This window comes from Bradyrhizobium iriomotense (assembly GCF_018129405.1).
Lineage (GTDB): Bacteria > Pseudomonadota > Alphaproteobacteria > Rhizobiales > Xanthobacteraceae > Bradyrhizobium > Bradyrhizobium iriomotense_B.
Genome location: NZ_JAFCLP010000016.1, coordinates 24,008 through 39,801, shown reverse-complemented (window position 1 = coordinate 39,801; position 15,794 = coordinate 24,008). Strand labels below are relative to the sequence as shown.

The following is a 15,794-nucleotide window of genomic DNA, read 5'->3' as shown; positions in this document are numbered from 1 at the left end:
GAGACCGGCAGCTCGTCGGAGCTTACTTGATGAAGCTGGCGTCGTAGAGGTCCTCGACCTTCGGCGCCGCCTTGATGATGCCGATCTCGAGCAGGAGCTCGGCAGCGTCCTTGTTGAACGTGAGGAAGTCGCCGGCGAAGAACTTCTGGTTCGCGGCCTTGTCCTGCCAGCGCAGGTACTTTGCCGAGTTGCCGAACTGCTCGCCGGTCTGCTTCACGTCCGCGCCCATGATCTCATAAGCCTTGGCCTGGTCCTTGGCGATCATGTCGAGCGCTTCGAAATAGCTGTCGGCGAGTGCCTTGGCGGCTTTCGGGTTCTCGCTCAGGAACTTCGGCGTGCAGCCAAAGGTGTCCATGACCATCGGATAGTCCAGCGTGGTCGCGATGATCTTGCCCTTGTCGGGTGCGGCACGAACGGTCGACAGATACGGCTCGTAGGTCATCGCCGCGTCGTTCTGGCCGGACACGAAGGCCTGCGCAGCGGCAGCGGGCTCGAGGTTGACGACGGTGACGTCCTTCACGGTGAGGCCGTTCTTCTTGAGCATCCAGGCCAGCGCGAAATAGGGCGAGGTGCCCGGCGCGGACGCGGCGACAGTCTTGCCCTTCAGGTCCTTGATCGCGGCGACGTCGTTGCGTACGGCCATGCCGTCGGCGCCGTAGCTCTTGTCGAGCTGGAAGATCTGCTTGGTGGCGACGCCGTTGGCGTTCCAGGAGATCCAGGTCTCGACCGTGGTCGCCGCGCACTGGATGTCGCCGGACGCAATCGCGAGATGGCGGTCCTTTTGCGGGATCTTCTTGATCGTGACGTCGAGCCCGTTCTTCTTGAAGATGCCGGCTTCCTTCGCCAGCGTCAGCGGCGCGAAGCCGGTCCATCCGGAGATGCCGACGCCGACCTTGACGTCGTCGGCCAGCACCGCAGTGGAAGCCGTAAGCGCAATGATTGTCGCAAATATTGTCGAATTACGCATGATTGTCGTCCTCTTGCCGATCGATGGATTGACGTCCTGTTGATCTCTGTGGGCCCGCATGGACCGTTGCCCGAAGCGTTGCACGAATTGTGCCGACATCGTTCTCTCAGCCTCCCTTGAATCGGGCGACAAGGCGGTGAGAGTCACCGGGATAGAGCAGGCGCACCGCGGTGATGGTGCGTGCGCTGCGCCAGGTGTAGCGGTCGATCACGAGGCAAGGCGCGCCGACGGCGATGTCGAGCGCCTCCGCCGTGCGATCGTCCGCAACGATGGCGCTGATCGTATGCTCAGCCTCTGTCCATGGGACATGGTGAAGCAGCCAGGAACCGGGCGGCTCGCGCGAGAAATCCGCGGTCGCGGCATTCGGCACAGATGAGAGATCAATCAGCCTGTCCTCGACCGCGAACGGTACCTTGTCGGCGCTGTGCCGGCAGGTGATCGCGACCACCTTGCCGGCCTTCTTGACGCCGAGACGGTCGCGGTCGGCAGCAGTCGCCGCGCGCAGCTTGCGGCCGATCAGCTCATAGCCGTAGGAGCGCCCGAGCGCGGTGATCTCGGCGCGGATGTCGGCGATCTTGAGCACCGCCGACTGATGCTGCGGCCGGCGCACGAACGAACCGGCGCGACGCCGCCGCTCGATCAGGTCGGCCTGGGCGAGCTCCGACAGCGCCTTGTTCACGGTCATGCGCGAGCAGCCGTAGCGCGCGACCAGTTCGTGCTCGAAGGGAATGCGATGGCCGGGCGGCCATTCGCCGGTCAGGATGCGCTTCTGGATGTCGGCGCGGATGCGCTTGTAGAGCGTCGGCTGGTCGGCTGCGTCTGCGGTGAGGCTCATGCGACGAGCCTCCGCACCGCGGCGTTGAAGCGTTCGCGCGCCGCCTGGCGCAGCCTGTGCCGCCCGCCTTCGACCACTTTGTTGCCGCCGGCCCAGACGCAATCGACCGCGGCGCCGCCCGCGGCAAAGATCCAGCCATCGATGACAGCGTCGTGCGCGCGTCCCGCCAGCGACGGATGCGCGGCGTCGAGCGTGACGATGTCGGCGCGTGCGCCGGGCACGAGGCCGACAGTCGGCTGCGCCAGCGCCCGCGCGCCGCCGGCAAGCGCATCGTCGAACAGCGTGCGTCCGGTCGAGCGACCTGCGCCGCCGGAGAGGACGTTGCGCTGGCGATGCTTCAGCCGCTGGCCGTATTCGAGCTGGCGCAATTCGTCGGCGGCGCCGATCAGCACGTTGGAATCGGTGCCGACGCCGAAAAGGCCGCCCGCGTCGAGAAACGCGCGCGCCGAGAAGATGCCGTCGCCGAGGCTCGCTTCCGTGATCGGGCAGAGGCCGGCGACCGCGCCGGTCTTCGCGAACGCCGCCACTTCCTCATCCGTCGTGTGGGTTGCGTGAATGAGGCACCAGCGTTGATCGACGGGGGTGTGCTCCAGCAGCCATTGCACCGGACGTCGGCCCGACCAGGCGAGGCAATCCTCGACTTCCTTGACCTGTTCGGCGGCATGAATGTGCACCGGGCCGCCCTCGGCGATCGGAATGATCGCGCCAAGTTCGTCCGGCGTCACCGCGCGCAAGCTATGCGGCGCGATGCCGATATTGGCGCCCGGCAACTTCGCGATGGCCTTGCGCGAGGCGGTCATCAGCGCGTCGAACTGATCGACGGAGCAGATGAAGCGGCGCTGCCCGGCATGCGGTGCAGCGCCTCCAAAAGAGCCATGCGCATAAAAACTCGGCAGCAGCGTCAGCGCAATGCCGGAGGCTTCCGCAGCCTGCGCGATCCGCGCGGCCATCTCGGCGAGATCGGCGTAGGGCGAACCGTCGCGATCGTGGTGCAGATAGTGGAATTCGCCGACGCGGGTAAAGCCCTGTTCCAGCATCTCGACATAGAGCAGCGTCGCAACAGAAGCGACGTCGTCCGGCGTCATCGCCAGCGCAAAGCGATACATCGTCTCGCGCCATGTCCAGAACGTGTCGGTGGACTCGCCACGCAGCTCCGCAAGTCCCGCCATGCCGCGCTGGAACGCGTGGCTGTGCAGGCTCGCAAGTCCCGGAAGCGCGATTGCGTGGCGCTCGTCGCCGGCGGACGGCGCCACACCCGGCGTCACCGCTGCGATCGCGCCGGCGGTGACGACCACCTGCACGTCATTGGCCCAGCCCGAAGGCAGGAGCGCGGAAGCGAAATGCAGTCGGGACATGATGACACGCCGGCTGGACAGAACCGCCTTACGATTATATGTCTAGACATATAAGTCAAGCATCCCCACGGCGAATGGATACCCGCATGGCAGAGCGCTTCGACCGGATCTGGCACAATGCCCGCCTCGCCACGATGCGGGCCGACCGTCCCGATCTCGGCGAGATCGAGCATGGTGTCATCGCCGCGCGCGGCGGCCGCATCGCCTATGTGGGCGCGCAGGCGGAGTTCCCTGTTGATGCGGATGCGGTCGATCGGATCGATTGCGAGGGGCGCTGGATCACGCCGGGCCTCGTCGACTGCCACACGCATCTCGTCTATGGCGGCAACCGCGCACATGAATTCGAGCTGCGCCTGAAGGGCGCAAGCTATGAGGAGATCGCGCGCGCCGGCGGCGGCATCGTCTCGACGGTGGCCGCGACGCGCAAGGCGAGCGAAGCCGAGCTCGTCGAAAGCGCGCTGCCGCGGCTCGACGCGCTGATCGGCGAGGGCGCCACCACGGTGGAGATCAAATCCGGCTACGGCCTCGATGTTGAAACCGAGATGCGGCAACTCGCGGCCGCGCGCAGTCTCGGGCGCCAGCGGCCGGTTGCGATCCGTACGTCCTTTCTCGGCGCCCATGCGCTGCCGGTGGAAGCCAATGGCGACAAGGATCGCTACATCGATCTCGTCCGCAAGGAGATGCTGCCGGCTGTCGCAAAGGCCGGCCTTGCCGATGCCGTCGATGCCTTCATGGAAGGCATCGCATTCTCGGCTGAGCAGACCGCGCTTGTGTTCGATGCCGCGAGAGGGCTTGGGCTGCCGGTGAAACTGCATGCCGACCAGCTGTCGAATCTCGGCGGTGCTGCGCTTGCCGCAAAATTCTCCGCATTGTCGGCCGATCATCTGGAGCATACCGACGAAGCCGGCGCCGCCGCGATGGCGAGAGCCGGCACAGTGGCCGTGCTGCTGCCCGGCGCGTTCTACTTCATTCGCGAGACGCAGAAGCCTCCGGTCGAGGCGTTCCGCAAGCATGGTGTTCCCATGGCGCTCGCGACCGACTGCAATCCCGGCAGCTCGCCGCTGACCTCGCTGCTGCTCGCGATGAACATGGGGGCGACACTGTTCCGGATGAATGTGGCCGAGTGCCTCGCCGGCATCACCCGTGAAGGTGCGCGTGCGCTCGGCGTCCTGGATGAGACCGGCACGCTGGAGGCGGGGAAATGGTGCGACCTCGCGATCTGGGATATCGAGCGTCCCGCCGAACTCGTTTATCGCATCGGCTTCAATCCGCTGTATCGGCGAGTGTGGAGGGCACAGTGACGGAGCAGGGCGCGGCAATCGTCGTCAAGCCGGGAGCGGTGAGCCTCGACGATCTCGTGCGCGTGCTCGAAGGCGCCCCTGTCGTCCTCGATACGTCGTTCTGGTCGCGCGTAGAGGCGGCTGCGCAGATCGTTTCGCAGGCCGCGCATGCCGACGTCCCCGTCTATGGCATCAACACCGGCTTCGGGAAGCTCGCCTCGAAACGCATTCCGCCCGATCAAACCGCGCTGCTGCAGCGCAATCTCATCGTCTCGCATTGCTGCGGCATCGGCCCGGCGACGCCGGAGCCGATCGTCCGCCTGATGATGGCGTTGAAGATCGTCTCGCTCGGGCGCGGTGCCTCCGGCGTGCGGCGCGAGGTGATCGAGCAATTGCAGGGCATGTTGGCGCGCGGCGTCTATCCGCTGGTGCCGCAGCAGGGCTCGGTCGGTGCCTCCGGCGATCTCGCGCCGCTTGCGCATATGACCGCGGTGATGATCGGCGAGGGGCAGGCGATCGTCGATGGCAAGATCGTATCCGGCAGCGAGGCGCTCGCTGCCGCCGGTCTCGCGCCGCTGACCCTCGGGCCCAAGGAAGGCCTCGCGCTGATCAACGGCACACAGTTCTCCACCGCCTATGCCATATCGGGCGTGCTGCGCGCATTTCGCCTCGCCCGTGCCGCGCTCGTGACCGGCGCGCTGTCGGTGGATGCGGCGATGGCCTCGACGGCGCCGTTCCGTCCCGAGATCCAGGCGCTGCGTGGCCATGCCGGCCAGATCGCTGCGGCTGCGACGCTGACCGCGTTGCTCGACGGCAGCGACATCCGTCTGTCGCATCTCGAGGGCGATGAACGCGTGCAGGATCCCTATTGCCTGCGGTGCCAGCCGCAGGTCGCAGGCGCAGCGCTTGACCTGATCGCGCAGGCCGCGCGCACGTTGATTGTCGAAGCCAATGCCGTCACCGACAATCCGCTGGTGCTGGTCGAGACCGGCGAGATCGTCTCTGGCGGCAATTTCCACGCCGAGCCGGTGGCCTTCGCTGCCGATGCAATCGCGCTGGCGCTGTCGGAGATCGGCGCGATCAGCGAGCGGCGTATCGCGACGCTGGTCGACCCCGCGCTGAATTTTGGCCTGCCGCCGTTCCTGACGCCAGATCCGGGCCTCAACTCCGGCTTCATGATCGCCGAGGTGACGGCAGCCGCGCTCTATGCCGAGAACAAGCAGCGCGCAGCTGCCTGCTCGATCGACTCGACGCCGACCAGCGCCAATCAGGAAGACCACGTCTCGATGGCCGCCCATGCCGCGCGGCGCCTCTCCGACATGGCCGACAATCTCGCCGCAATTCTCGGCATCGAGCTGCTGGTCGCAGCCCAGGGCATCACGCTGCGCGCGCCGCATGCGACCAGCGCGCCGCTGGTCGCCGTCATCGCCGCGTTGCGCGAACAGGTGCCCGCGCTCGGCGCCGACCGCTACATGGCCGGCGATCTCGCCAGGGCCGCTGCGCTGATCGAAGCCGATGCGCTGCCGGCTGTGGCGCTCACCGCGCTTCCAACCGATCCGTTTCCGCGACTTGACTGAAGAGGTGCTCCGCATGAACCGCCGACTGGACAACGACCGCACCATTCGCGCCCCGCGCGGCAGCGACATCAGCGCCAAGAGCTGGCTGACGGAAGCCCCGTTGCGCATGCTGATGAACAATCTCGATCCTGACGTTGCGGAGCGTCCGAGCGAGCTCGTGGTCTATGGCGGCATCGGCCGCGCCGCGCGCGATTGGGAGAGCTTTGACCGGATCACGGCCGCCTTGCGCAAGCTCGAAGGCGACCAGACGCTGCTGGTGCAGTCCGGCAAGCCGGTCGGTGTCTTCCGCACCCACGCCGATGCGCCGCGCGTCCTGATCGCGAACTCCAACATCGTGCCGCACTGGGCGACGCTCGATCATTTCAACGAGCTCGATCGCCAGGGCCTGATGATGTACGGCCAGATGACGGCGGGCTCCTGGATCTATATCGGCAGCCAGGGCATCGTGCAGGGCACCTACGAGACCTTCGTCGAGGTCGGCCGTCGCCATTATGGCGGCAGCCTTGCTGGCAAATGGATTCTGACCGCCGGTCTCGGCGGCATGGGCGGCGCGCAGCCGCTGGCGGCGACCATGGCCGGCGCGTCGATGCTCGCGGTCGAATGCCAGCCGAGCCGCATCGAGATGCGGCTGCGTACCGGCTATCTCGACCGGCAGGCCGCGACGCTCGACGAAGCGCTCGCGATCATGGCGGACGCCGCAAGGACGAAGAAGGCTGTCTCGGTCGGCCTGCTCGGCAATGCCGCGGAGATTTTCCCGGAGCTGGTGCGCCGCGGCGTCAAGCCCGACATCGTTACCGACCAGACCAGCGCACATGATCCGATCAACGGCTACTTGCCGAAGGGCTGGACGCTTGCGGAATGGGAAGCCAAGCGCGCCTCAGATCCGAAGGCGGTCGAGCGCGCCTCGAAGATTTCGATGGTCGAGCACGTCCGGGCCATGCTGGATTTCCATGCCCAGGGCATCCCGACGCTCGACTACGGCAACAACATTCGCCAGATGGCGCAGGACATGGGCCTGAAGAACGCGTTCGATTTCCCCGGCTTCGTTCCCGCCTATATCCGCCCCCTGTTCTGCCGCGGCGTCGGGCCGTTCCGCTGGGCCGCGCTGTCGGGCGATCCCGAGGACATCTTCAAGACCGACGCCAGGGTCAAGGAGCTGATGCCGGACGACAAGCATCTGCACAATTGGCTCGACATGGCCAAGGAGCGCATCAAGTTCCAGGGTCTGCCGGCGCGGATCTGCTGGGTCGGCCTCGGCGATCGCCACCGCCTGGGCCTTGCCTTCAACGAGATGGTGGCGCGCGGCGAGTTGAAAGCGCCGATCGTGATTGGCCGCGATCATCTCGACAGCGGCTCGGTGGCGAGCCCCAACCGCGAGACCGAGGCGATGAAGGACGGATCGGACGCGGTGTCCGACTGGCCCTTGCTCAACGCGCTGCTCAATTGCGCCAGCGGCGCAACCTGGGTCTCGCTGCATCATGGCGGTGGTGTCGGCATCGGCTATTCGCAGCACGCGGGCATGGTGATCGTCGCCGACGGCACGCCTGAGGCTGCAAAGCGCATCGAGCGCGTGCTCTGGAACGATCCCGCCAGTGGCGTCATGCGCCATGCGGATGCGGGTTACGACATTGCGATCGACTGTGCCCGTGACAAGGGACTCGATCTGCCGAGCCTTTCGAAGTAGTCGCGCCTCAGGCCACGACCTTGGCCGCGCCCGCAAGGCGCTGGTTTTCCTGGGCCAAGTATTCGTCGATTGCATGGCCCGGCATGGGCTTTGCGAAATAATAGCCCTGGATGAAGTCGCATCCGAGGCGCCGCAGGGTATCGAGCTGGGCGCGCGTTTCGACCCCCTCGACGACGCAGGCGATCTCCATGTCGTCGCACAGGCCCGTGAGCGACTTGATGATCTTGTGGCTCACCGGATTGTCGTTGATGTCGGCGACGAAGCTGCGGTCGATCTTGAGCTTGTCGAGCGGCAGCCGGTGCACGTGGCTCAGCGAGGAATAGCCGGTACCGAAATCGTCCAACGAAATGCCGCAGCCCATGGCCTTCAGCGTGGCGATCGATTGCTGCGCGCGCACGAAGTCGAAGGTGACGGCGGTCTCGGTGATCTCGAAGTCGATCCGGTGCGGCGGCAGCCCGCTTTTCTCGATGATGGAGATCAGCGGCAGAATGCCCTCCGCCGCGCAGACGTCGTGGGCCGAGAGGTTGAACGACAGGCGGATGTGGTCGGGCCAGGTCTTGGCCGTCGCGAGCGCGCGAACCAGCAGCGCCTGCGTCAGCGGCCGGATCAGACCGATGCGCTCGGCAGCCGGGATGAAGTCGGCCGGCGACACCAGACCGAGGCGGGAGCTGTGCCAGCGCGCCAGAACCTCGAAGCCCACAGTGTGCTCGCTCATGGCGTCCACGATCGGCTGGAACACCAGGTCCATCTCGGTGCTGAAATCGGCGGTGCGCAACAGGTTCTCGATCACGCCGCGGCTGCGAATCTCGGCCTCGAGCTCGCTCGAGAAGATCACAGTGCGGCCGCGCAGATGGCGCTTGGCGTGATAGAGCGAATAATCGGCGCATTCGTACAGCGCTTCCGCCGTCGTTGCCGATTGCGGGAACAACGCAAAACCGATCGAGCAGGACAGCCCCGTATGGGCGGTGTCGAGCTGATACGGGAGCTTGACCTGGTCGCCGATGCGCTGGCCGAGCCGGAGCAGATCCGCGTCATCGGGATCGCCGCACACGACGAGACCGAACTCGTCGCCGCCGAGTCGGGCGAATTCGACCCGCTGCGGACCAAAACCCTCGCAGACCTCGCGGATGCGCCGGCCGGCCTCGATCAGCACGCGGTCGCCGACCGAGTGACCGTAATTGTCGTTGATCGGCTTGAAGCCGTCGAGATCGATGATGCCGACCGCGACGCGAACGTTCCTGCGCTCGGCATCCGTGAAGGCACTCGACAGCTCGGCGAAGAAGCGGCGGCGGTTCGGCAGCTCGGTGAGGGAATCGAGATTGGCGAGGCGGAAGTTCTCGTCCGACAGCGCTTGCGTCGCCGCCTGTTGTGCCAGCAGCGATTTGCGGCTGGCGACGAGATCGGCGAAGTCGCGATAGTAGATGAACAGCACCGTCACCATCGCGCCCGAAACGAGCAGGTTGTTGACCGCGATCGCCTTCAGCGTCGGCTCGCCGGTGGTCCAGAAGAACAGCACATAGGGTACGTCGACGACCAGCGTCACGATCAGCGCCGCGGAGCGCAGATGCATCAGCGAGAAGATGCAGCCGATCACGGTGACCGCCATGTAGAAGGCGACCTGGCTCTTGGCGAAAGGATCGCCGTAAGGGAAGAGCGCGAAGGACCAGAGGGTGAAGCCCGCACCGATCGGCAGCGTCATCCAGTTGGTGGCGCGCAGATTGCGCAGGATATCGGCATCGCTGCGCACGAGATGGCGCTGGCGCAGCCACCAGAAGGTGCGCAGAGCCGCCAGCACGGTGAGCACGCTCGGCACGATCATCGTCAGCCAGTCCGGCGCCACGTTCACATAGGTGTAGGCGACGGCGATCGTGTTGCTCATGAGGATGAAGTAGAGCAGCGGGATCTGCTTGGAGAAGGCGTCGAACTGCGCGCGCGTCAGGTCCGGGTTGTCAGCCGGCACGCGAAACAGCCGCATTGCGGCGGCAAGGTGAGACTTCAAATCGACGACAGGCATTGCAATACGCGCCCCGGATCCCTTCAAAACGAGCGCGATCTTGCACGGCTGGGGTAAAGGGCGCGTTAGACGGGTTCCATGCGGAAAGGCCAGCGCAGGTTGCACGCGACCGCATGAATTCCGGCCGCGTGCATTGATGAAGCCGCATTAACGACATGAGGCCGGGGAAGCGACCCGCATCAACTGCAAAGTAGAGCTGCGGCTACACTCTGCTAACCATGCGCGCCGGCGCAACGTGTTGTCGCACCTCTCCCTCGTCGGGGAGAGGCGGGCGGCGCCTGCCGGCCGCTATTTCTTCTCCAGCGCCGCGGTCTGCTTCGCGAGCTGCTTGTCGAATTCCTCGGAGAGGCCGGTCGCGTAGGTCGCGAGCTCGCCCGGCTTGACGAACGGGTTCGGCGCGCCGTCCTTCATCTCCGCGCGTTTGGCCTGCATGCCATAGACTTCAGGATGCGGCCCGAGCAGCACGTCGATCTTCATCGCCTTCACCTTGGCGTAGGTCGCGCGATAGTCGTCGACGATGCCGGGGAAGGTCGGCTGGCCGACCAGGCGGTTCAACGCCACCGTGCCGCTACAGAAGAACAGCACCTCGCGGTCCTCCTTGCCGTCCTTGACGGTCATTTCCCAGCTGGTGCAGCCCGGCGAATGGCCGGGCGTGGCGTGCGCGGTCAGCGTGGTGTCGCCGAGCGTGACCTTGTCGCCCTCCTTGACGGTACGGTCGACCTTCACCGCGGGGAAGGCGAGGTCCTCGTTCTTCTCGTCGCCCGGATAGTAGCCGCCTTCGAGCAGCGGCTTGTCGCGCTCGCCGGCGATGAGCTGTGCAGCGGTCTCTTTCTTGATCTCGGCGAAGCCGCCGGTGTGGTCGAGATGCGCGTGCGAGTTGAGGATGATCTTGATGTCGGCGACCTTGAAGCCGAGCTTGGCGATGTTGTCCTTGATCATGCCGGTCGACTGCGGCATCGCCGTATCCATCAGGATCATGCCCTGCGAGGTCTTGATGACGTAGACGGCAATGCCGTCAGTGCCGACATAGTAGATGTTGCCGATGAGCTGGAACGGTTCGAACGGCGCCGTCCATTTCTTCATGGCTATTGCCAGGAAATCCTTGATGGTCTGCGCTTGCGCGCCAGTCGAGAGCAGGGCCAGTGCACACAGCGCGGCCGCGAGCCTTCTCATAGTTTGCCTCCCACAGTGTTCTTGTCGTTCTGGTCGGGCGCGGACGTTGTGGCCCGAGCGGTGCGCAAGTTACGTCGTGGCCGGCGTCGAGGGCAACTGCCTTGTGTCCGCAAAATTTCGTGGGCGCCTTGCGGGAATATCGGCGGGTTTGGTGAAAGAGGAGCGGGAGCCTATCGCCCGATCGTCACGCCGGCGGTCGAGCGCATGGCGTCCCGCAGGCTCGTCGCCTTCATGTCGTCGAGGACCTCTCGCGTCAGCACAGTGGTCTGGCCGGGCGTGTTGAGGATCGTCTCGCCACGCGAGGACGAGAGCCGGTCGGCCTTGTAGCGCGTTGCGGCATCGGCGGCATGCGCCGTTGCCGGCACGTGGCGCGGCCGCTTGCTGGACGCTGCAAGAGCTCCTTGCGAGAAGCAGAGAGCGGCGATGACGATCAATCGCAACGATGTCGCGCGCATGCGATCTCCCATATCCGGGGCGCCAGCCTAGCATATGGCAAGCATCGTTCGCAGAGAAAAGGATCAGGCGAGGGCGGCCTGCCGTTCCCGCACGGGCTCGCGGACCCGCTCCGGAACTCGCGGCTCGGCGAGCCGGGTGAAGCTGCGATGGCCCGCCTGCACGGGCGCCTCGACGATGACGCCCTCGCACACGATCTGCCCGCCGAGCATCCTGAATTCCAGCTTGTCGTAGCGCGGCATGGTCTCGCCGGGCGCCGGCGGCAGCAGCTCGATGCTGCCCTGGATGTTCAGCGTGGCATCGCCGGTGCCGTGAAGCCGCGGATTCCACATCCTGATCCCGGTCTCGGCCCAGCGTTGCCGGATCAGCGCGGTGCGATCAGCCGGTTCCGCGGCCTTGGCGCGAACTTTCGGTGTGCTGCGGACCTCGGGGGCGGAAGGCGCAAGGACCGGCTCCGGCGCGATGTCCGTGACGGCGTCGGAGGTCTCGGAAGAGTCCTCAATGGCGACTGCTGTGACGACGGGCGCAGGATCAGCAGCGACCGGCTCGATCTCGATCGTGACGCTGGAGGTCGGCGCGCTGTCGATGCAGCTCTCCGTGACGTTCTCCACCGGGACGTCGCTGCCGGCAAGCGCAACGCAGGTCGCGTCTCCGACGGCGGGCTCGACATCAGCGGGAATGCCGGAGGAGTGATCGTCGTTGACGATGAGATCGAGGGCGTCAACCGGCGCGACCGCCACGTCGACAGACACGACCTCGGTCTCCTCCGCGACGACCGGCTCGATGCCAGCCGGAAGCTCGGGAGATGGATCGCTGCTGATAGCAATGGGCTCCGCGTCGGCCGATTCAGTTTCGGCCTCGACAGATGCGACCACGGCCTGCTCGGCCTCGCTGCGCGCAACGTCCACCGGATCTTGCGCCGGCGGATCGTTGTCGATGATGAGCTCAGGAATATCGGCCGGCTCGGGCGCGACGTCGATCGGCGAGATTGCAGCCTCCGCCACGACGACCGGCTCGGCTTCTGTCGGCGTCTCCCGGGATGAATCGTCGGTGTCGCTCACATCGGTCGGCGCTGCCGACGGGGTCTCCGCGACGACGACAGAGATCGCGGCTTCGTCCGCGGCGACCCCATCGCTGGGCAGTGGGTCGGCGCTGATGCTGATGTTCGGAGCCGGCGCAGTTTCTGCGGCGTCGCCGATGAGGGCGGGTGAGTCGCCTGCGGCAATCGGGGCGGTGTCGATGCTGCCGCCGTGCGGCGAGGGCCGAAGCCGGGTCAACGCCCATTCCACCGCAGGAATGCGGCGCAGCAACGATATCAGTCTCGAAAGCACTGGGAGTTGTCCAAGAGGTACTCGGCGTGAGGCAATCGCTGATTCGTCAGCAATATGAAAAACTGCCCCGGCCGTCACACCGATGTCAATGTAGGTGGGACCAATTGCAGAACATCCACGCATTCTGCGCGCGCGAGTGATGAAGTCCATCTCGCCTTGAAGCCGCTGTCGGCGAGTCCTGCGCATGATGCGCTGCAACCGCTTGTGCGAAAGCCCGGATGCGACAATGCACCGCCACGATGTTGCGAGACGTCGCGGCTGGGCGCCGAACGTCGGGGTTCCATCGGCCTTCTCCCGCGGTTAGTTTGGAGCACCCTGGACATCTGCTGTAGGGACGACGCATGAGAAGAATAGTCGCCATCGGAGCAGTTCTGCTCTGGTCCACCATCGCATTCGCGCAGGATCGCACCATCACCGTGGCTTCGACGACGTCGACGGAGCAATCGGGATTGTTCGGCCATCTGCTGCCGCTGTTCTCGAAGGCCGAGGGCATCAACGTGAAGGTCGTTGCCGTCGGCACCGGCCAGGCGCTGGACATCGGGCGGCGAGGTGATGCCGACGTGGTGTTCGTCCATGACAGGCCTGCCGAGGACAAGTTCATGTCGGAAGGGCAGGGCGTGAAGCGCTTTGACGTGATGTACAACGACTTTGTCATCATCGGTCCGAAAAGCGATCCGGCGCAGATCGCCGGCAGCAAGGATGTTACCGATGCGCTGCGCAGGATCGCGGCGGCAAAGGCGCCGTTCATCTCACGCGGCGACAAGTCCGGCACGCACGCGGCCGAGCTCAGGCTGTGGAAGGAGGCGGGCGTCGACCTCGCTGCCGGCAAGGACAACTGGTATCGCGAGATCGGCCAGGGCATGGGTCCCGCGCTGAACATGGCCTCGTCCTCGAACGCTTATCTGCTGTCGGATCGCGGCACCTGGCTGTCGTTCAGGAATCGCGGCGAGCTCACCGTTCTCACCGAGGGCGACAAGCGGCTCTTCAACCAGTATGGCGTCATGCTGGTCAATCCGGCCAAGCATCCGAACGTGAAGGCGCGGGACGGGCAGGCCTTCATCGACTGGCTGGTGTCCCCGAAGGGACAGCAGGCAATTGCCGGCTACAAGGTCGGCGGCGAGCAGCTATTTTTCCCCAACGCGGCCAACTAGCAAAAAGGCGACGGTCGACACCGCCACGCTGAGCGCGAGCAGGATCAGGCCGAGACCGAGCGCCAGCGGCAGGTCGCCCTTGCTGGTCTCCAGCGCGATCGCGGTCGTCATCGTGCGCGTGAAGCCGCGGATATTGCCGCCAACGATGATGATGGCGCCGACCTCGGCGATGGCGCGCCCGAAGGCGGCGAGAAACGCCGTCAGCAGCGAGGTCCGTCCCAGCGCGAGCAGGAGTGCCATGCTGCGGTAGGCGGACAGCCCGTCGATCCGCGCCAGATCGCCATACTCCGCCCAGAGCAGGCTCGCCGGCCGATGCACCAGCGCCACCACGATCGGCGTCGCGAGCAGCGTCTGCGCGATCACCATCGCGGTGGGTGTGAACAACAAGCCGGCCGACCCGAGCGGGCCGGATCGCGACAGCAGCAGATAGAGCGCGAGCCCGACCACGACCGGCGGCAGGCCGAGCAGCGCATTGGTGAGCACGATGATGACCTGCCGTCCACGGAAACGGGTGATCGCGAGCAAGGCGCCAAACGGTGCGCCGATCGCCAGCGCGACCAGGCTGGCGGTCAGGCTGACGCGGACCGACAACGCGACGATGCCCAGAAGCTCGGAATCGGCATCGCCGATCAGAGCGAAGGCGGCGCCAATGGATCGCGCGAAGTCGTTCATCCGGCCGGACGCTTCGGCGATGGACAGAATGCCTCGGGGTCGACGATATCAGGGGCGCGCAACTGCTTCACGACCTGGTCTCTGCGAGTCTTGTTAACGTACACAGAATACCCAGGGCGAACGATTTGGAAACGCGTTTCGTCCACAAAATGTGTCCCAGTACCGCGTTGCACGGGCTTCCCGGACGTGTCCGAGCAGCGCTTCGCGTCGATCCGTCGCGCCTCAGCGCTTCGCGGTAGCCGATGCCGAGACCGCAGGGCCGGCCTTGATGTTCTGCTGCCAGTAGCGCTCGATCAGGTCGATCAGGGCGGAGGGCAGCGGAACGTAGTTCAGGGTTGCGGCCTGGGCTTTTCCGTTCTCCAGCGACCAGCGGACGAAATCGATCGCTGCCGCCGACCGCTCCTGAGATTTCGGCGCGTTCGGCATCAGCACGAAGGTGGTGGCCGTGATCGGATAGGCGTCTTCGCCGGTTGCGTTGGTGAGCACGAGATGGAAATCCTTCTCCGCCTTCCAGTCTGCACTCGAGGCTGCGGCTTGGAACGAGGCGGCGTCGGGGACGACGAAATTGCCGGCGCTGTTCTGCACGATGCCGAACGAGATTCTATCCAGCCGTTGCAGCGCATAGGTGTATTCGAGATAGCCGATCGCGCCTGGGACCAAGCTGACGAGCGAGGCGACGCCGTCATTGCCCTTGCCGCCGAGGCCGAGCGGCCATTCGACCGAGGTGCCTTCGCCCACGCTCGTCTTCCATTGCGGGCTGACCTTCGAGAGGTAATTCGACCAGTTGAACGTGGTCCCGGATCCGTCGATGCGATGGACCACCGTGATCGGCGCATTCGGCAGCCTGATATCGGGATTGATCGCGCGAATGGCCGGATCGTTCCAGGATTTGAGCCTGCCGAGATAGATGTCGGCGAGCATCTGGCCGGTGAAGCGGATCTGGCCGGGCTTGACGCCGTTGATGTTGACGACAGGCACGACGCCCCCGATCACGATCGGGAATTGCATCAAGCCCAGCTTTTCCAGCTCGTTCGGATCGAGCGGCATGTCGCTTGCGCCGAAATCGACGGCGCCTGTCTTGATCAGGCCGATACCGGTGCTCGAGCCGACGGCTTGATAGCTGACGATGTTTCCGGTCTTGGCCTTGTACGCGTCGATCCATCTCGCCATCACGGGCGAAACGAAGGTTGAGCCGGCTCCTTTGATCTCGGCGGCCAGGCTTTGCGTGGCGACCAGCAGAGCGGCGAGGATGATGGGGAGCTTGATGGGTCTCTTCATGTGCGCGACGCTAACAGGTCGGGC

General features: G+C 65.5%; 13 protein-coding genes. 4 read left to right on the top strand and 9 right to left on the bottom strand.

Annotation, left to right across the window (positions count from 1 at the left end; all coding sequences use genetic code 11):
• Window positions 1–22 precede the first annotated feature (22 nt).
• The 3 genes from JQ592_RS27200 to JQ592_RS27190 all read right to left on the bottom strand — a co-directional run bounded on the left by JQ592_RS27200 (window position 23) and on the right by JQ592_RS27190 (window position 3,157).
• Entirely contained in the window at window positions 23–967 is a 945-nt protein-coding gene (locus tag JQ592_RS27200) for an ABC transporter substrate-binding protein (RefSeq protein ID WP_211405851.1), read from the bottom strand.
• A 106-nt stretch (window positions 968–1,073) separates the two neighbouring features.
• Window positions 1,074–1,802, bottom strand: coding sequence for a histidine utilization repressor (gene hutC, locus JQ592_RS27195; RefSeq protein WP_211405850.1), 729 nt, complete (start codon window positions 1,800–1,802; stop codon window positions 1,074–1,076).
• Window positions 1,799–3,157, bottom strand: a complete 1,359-nt coding sequence (locus tag JQ592_RS27190; RefSeq protein ID WP_211405849.1) for a formimidoylglutamate deiminase — start codon at window positions 3,155–3,157, stop codon at window positions 1,799–1,801. The genes hutC and JQ592_RS27190 overlap by 4 nt, the downstream gene beginning before the upstream one ends.
• Before the next feature lie 86 nt (window positions 3,158–3,243).
• Between JQ592_RS27190 and hutI the strand changes: the two genes are divergently transcribed.
• The 3 genes from hutI to hutU are packed head-to-tail and all read left to right on the top strand — an operon-like array spanning window position 3,244 to window position 7,698.
• Window positions 3,244–4,458, top strand: coding sequence for an imidazolonepropionase (gene hutI, locus JQ592_RS27185; RefSeq protein ID WP_211405848.1), 1,215 nt, complete (start codon window positions 3,244–3,246; stop codon window positions 4,456–4,458).
• Window positions 4,455–6,014: a histidine ammonia-lyase gene (gene hutH / locus JQ592_RS27180; RefSeq protein WP_211405847.1), complete on the top strand. Its 1,560-nt coding sequence runs from the start codon at window positions 4,455–4,457 to the stop codon at window positions 6,012–6,014. Before hutI ends, hutH begins: the two co-directional genes overlap by 4 nt.
• Window positions 6,015–6,027: 13 nt before the next feature.
• Complete coding sequence (hutU, locus tag JQ592_RS27175; RefSeq protein WP_211405846.1) at window positions 6,028–7,698, top strand: urocanate hydratase; 1,671 nt, start codon at window positions 6,028–6,030, stop codon at window positions 7,696–7,698.
• A gap of 7 nt (window positions 7,699–7,705) precedes the next feature.
• On the opposite strand, the gene JQ592_RS27170 is transcribed toward hutU, so the two are convergent.
• From JQ592_RS27170 to JQ592_RS27155, 4 genes are all read right to left on the bottom strand, one after another.
• Window positions 7,706–9,712, bottom strand: a complete 2,007-nt coding sequence (locus tag JQ592_RS27170) for a putative bifunctional diguanylate cyclase/phosphodiesterase (RefSeq protein ID WP_211405845.1) — start codon at window positions 9,710–9,712, stop codon at window positions 7,706–7,708.
• Between the two features lie 288 nt (window positions 9,713–10,000).
• Window positions 10,001–10,885: a BJP family subclass B3 metallo-beta-lactamase gene (gene blaBJP, locus JQ592_RS27165; protein WP_211405844.1), complete on the bottom strand. Its 885-nt coding sequence runs from the start codon at window positions 10,883–10,885 to the stop codon at window positions 10,001–10,003.
• 170 nt (window positions 10,886–11,055) lie between these two features.
• Window positions 11,056–11,340 (bottom strand): TonB-dependent receptor plug domain-containing protein, encoded by a 285-nt coding sequence (locus JQ592_RS27160; RefSeq protein WP_211405843.1) that lies wholly within the window; start codon window positions 11,338–11,340, stop codon window positions 11,056–11,058.
• Between the two features lie 63 nt (window positions 11,341–11,403).
• Window positions 11,404–12,819: a hypothetical protein gene (locus tag JQ592_RS27155; RefSeq protein ID WP_349630499.1), complete on the bottom strand. Its 1,416-nt coding sequence runs from the start codon at window positions 12,817–12,819 to the stop codon at window positions 11,404–11,406.
• Window positions 12,820–13,010: 191 nt separating this feature from the next.
• Between JQ592_RS27155 and JQ592_RS27150 the strand changes: the two genes are divergently transcribed.
• A complete protein-coding gene (locus JQ592_RS27150; RefSeq protein ID WP_211405842.1) occupies window positions 13,011–13,820 on the top strand; it encodes an extracellular solute-binding protein in 810 nt (269 codons plus the stop codon).
• On the opposite strand, the gene JQ592_RS27145 is transcribed toward JQ592_RS27150, so the two are convergent.
• Complete coding sequence (locus JQ592_RS27145) at window positions 13,794–14,492, bottom strand: ABC transporter permease (protein ID WP_211405841.1); 699 nt, start codon at window positions 14,490–14,492, stop codon at window positions 13,794–13,796. The genes JQ592_RS27150 and JQ592_RS27145 overlap by 27 nt on opposite strands.
• Before the next feature lie 222 nt (window positions 14,493–14,714).
• A complete protein-coding gene (gene pstS / locus JQ592_RS27140; protein ID WP_211405840.1) occupies window positions 14,715–15,770 on the bottom strand; it encodes a phosphate ABC transporter substrate-binding protein PstS in 1,056 nt (351 codons plus the stop codon).
• Window positions 15,771–15,794 lie beyond the last annotated feature (24 nt).

Excerpts from the sequence above, each read along its gene's own strand:
- JQ592_RS27200 (WP_211405851.1), bottom strand. The coding sequence starts at position 967 with ATGCGTAATTCGACAATATTTGCGACAATCATTGCGCTTACGGCTTCC.
- hutC (WP_211405850.1), bottom strand. The coding sequence starts at position 1,802 with ATGAGCCTCACCGCAGACGCAGCCGACCAGCCGACGCTCTACAAGCGC.
- JQ592_RS27190 (WP_211405849.1), bottom strand. The coding sequence starts at position 3,157 with ATGTCCCGACTGCATTTCGCTTCCGCGCTCCTGCCTTCGGGCTGGGCC.
- hutI (WP_211405848.1), top strand. The coding sequence starts at position 3,244 with ATGGCAGAGCGCTTCGACCGGATCTGGCACAATGCCCGCCTCGCCACG.
- hutU (WP_211405846.1), top strand. The coding sequence starts at position 6,028 with ATGAACCGCCGACTGGACAACGACCGCACCATTCGCGCCCCGCGCGGC.
- JQ592_RS27170 (WP_211405845.1), bottom strand. The coding sequence starts at position 9,712 with ATGCCTGTCGTCGATTTGAAGTCTCACCTTGCCGCCGCAATGCGGCTG.
- blaBJP (WP_211405844.1), bottom strand. The coding sequence starts at position 10,885 with ATGAGAAGGCTCGCGGCCGCGCTGTGTGCACTGGCCCTGCTCTCGACT.
- JQ592_RS27160 (WP_211405843.1), bottom strand. The coding sequence starts at position 11,340 with ATGCGCGCGACATCGTTGCGATTGATCGTCATCGCCGCTCTCTGCTTC.
- JQ592_RS27155 (WP_349630499.1), bottom strand. The coding sequence starts at position 12,819 with ATGGACTTCATCACTCGCGCGCGCAGAATGCGTGGATGTTCTGCAATT.
- JQ592_RS27150 (WP_211405842.1), top strand. The coding sequence starts at position 13,011 with ATGAGAAGAATAGTCGCCATCGGAGCAGTTCTGCTCTGGTCCACCATC.
- JQ592_RS27145 (WP_211405841.1), bottom strand. The coding sequence starts at position 14,492 with ATGAACGACTTCGCGCGATCCATTGGCGCCGCCTTCGCTCTGATCGGC.
- pstS (WP_211405840.1), bottom strand. The coding sequence starts at position 15,770 with ATGAAGAGACCCATCAAGCTCCCCATCATCCTCGCCGCTCTGCTGGTC.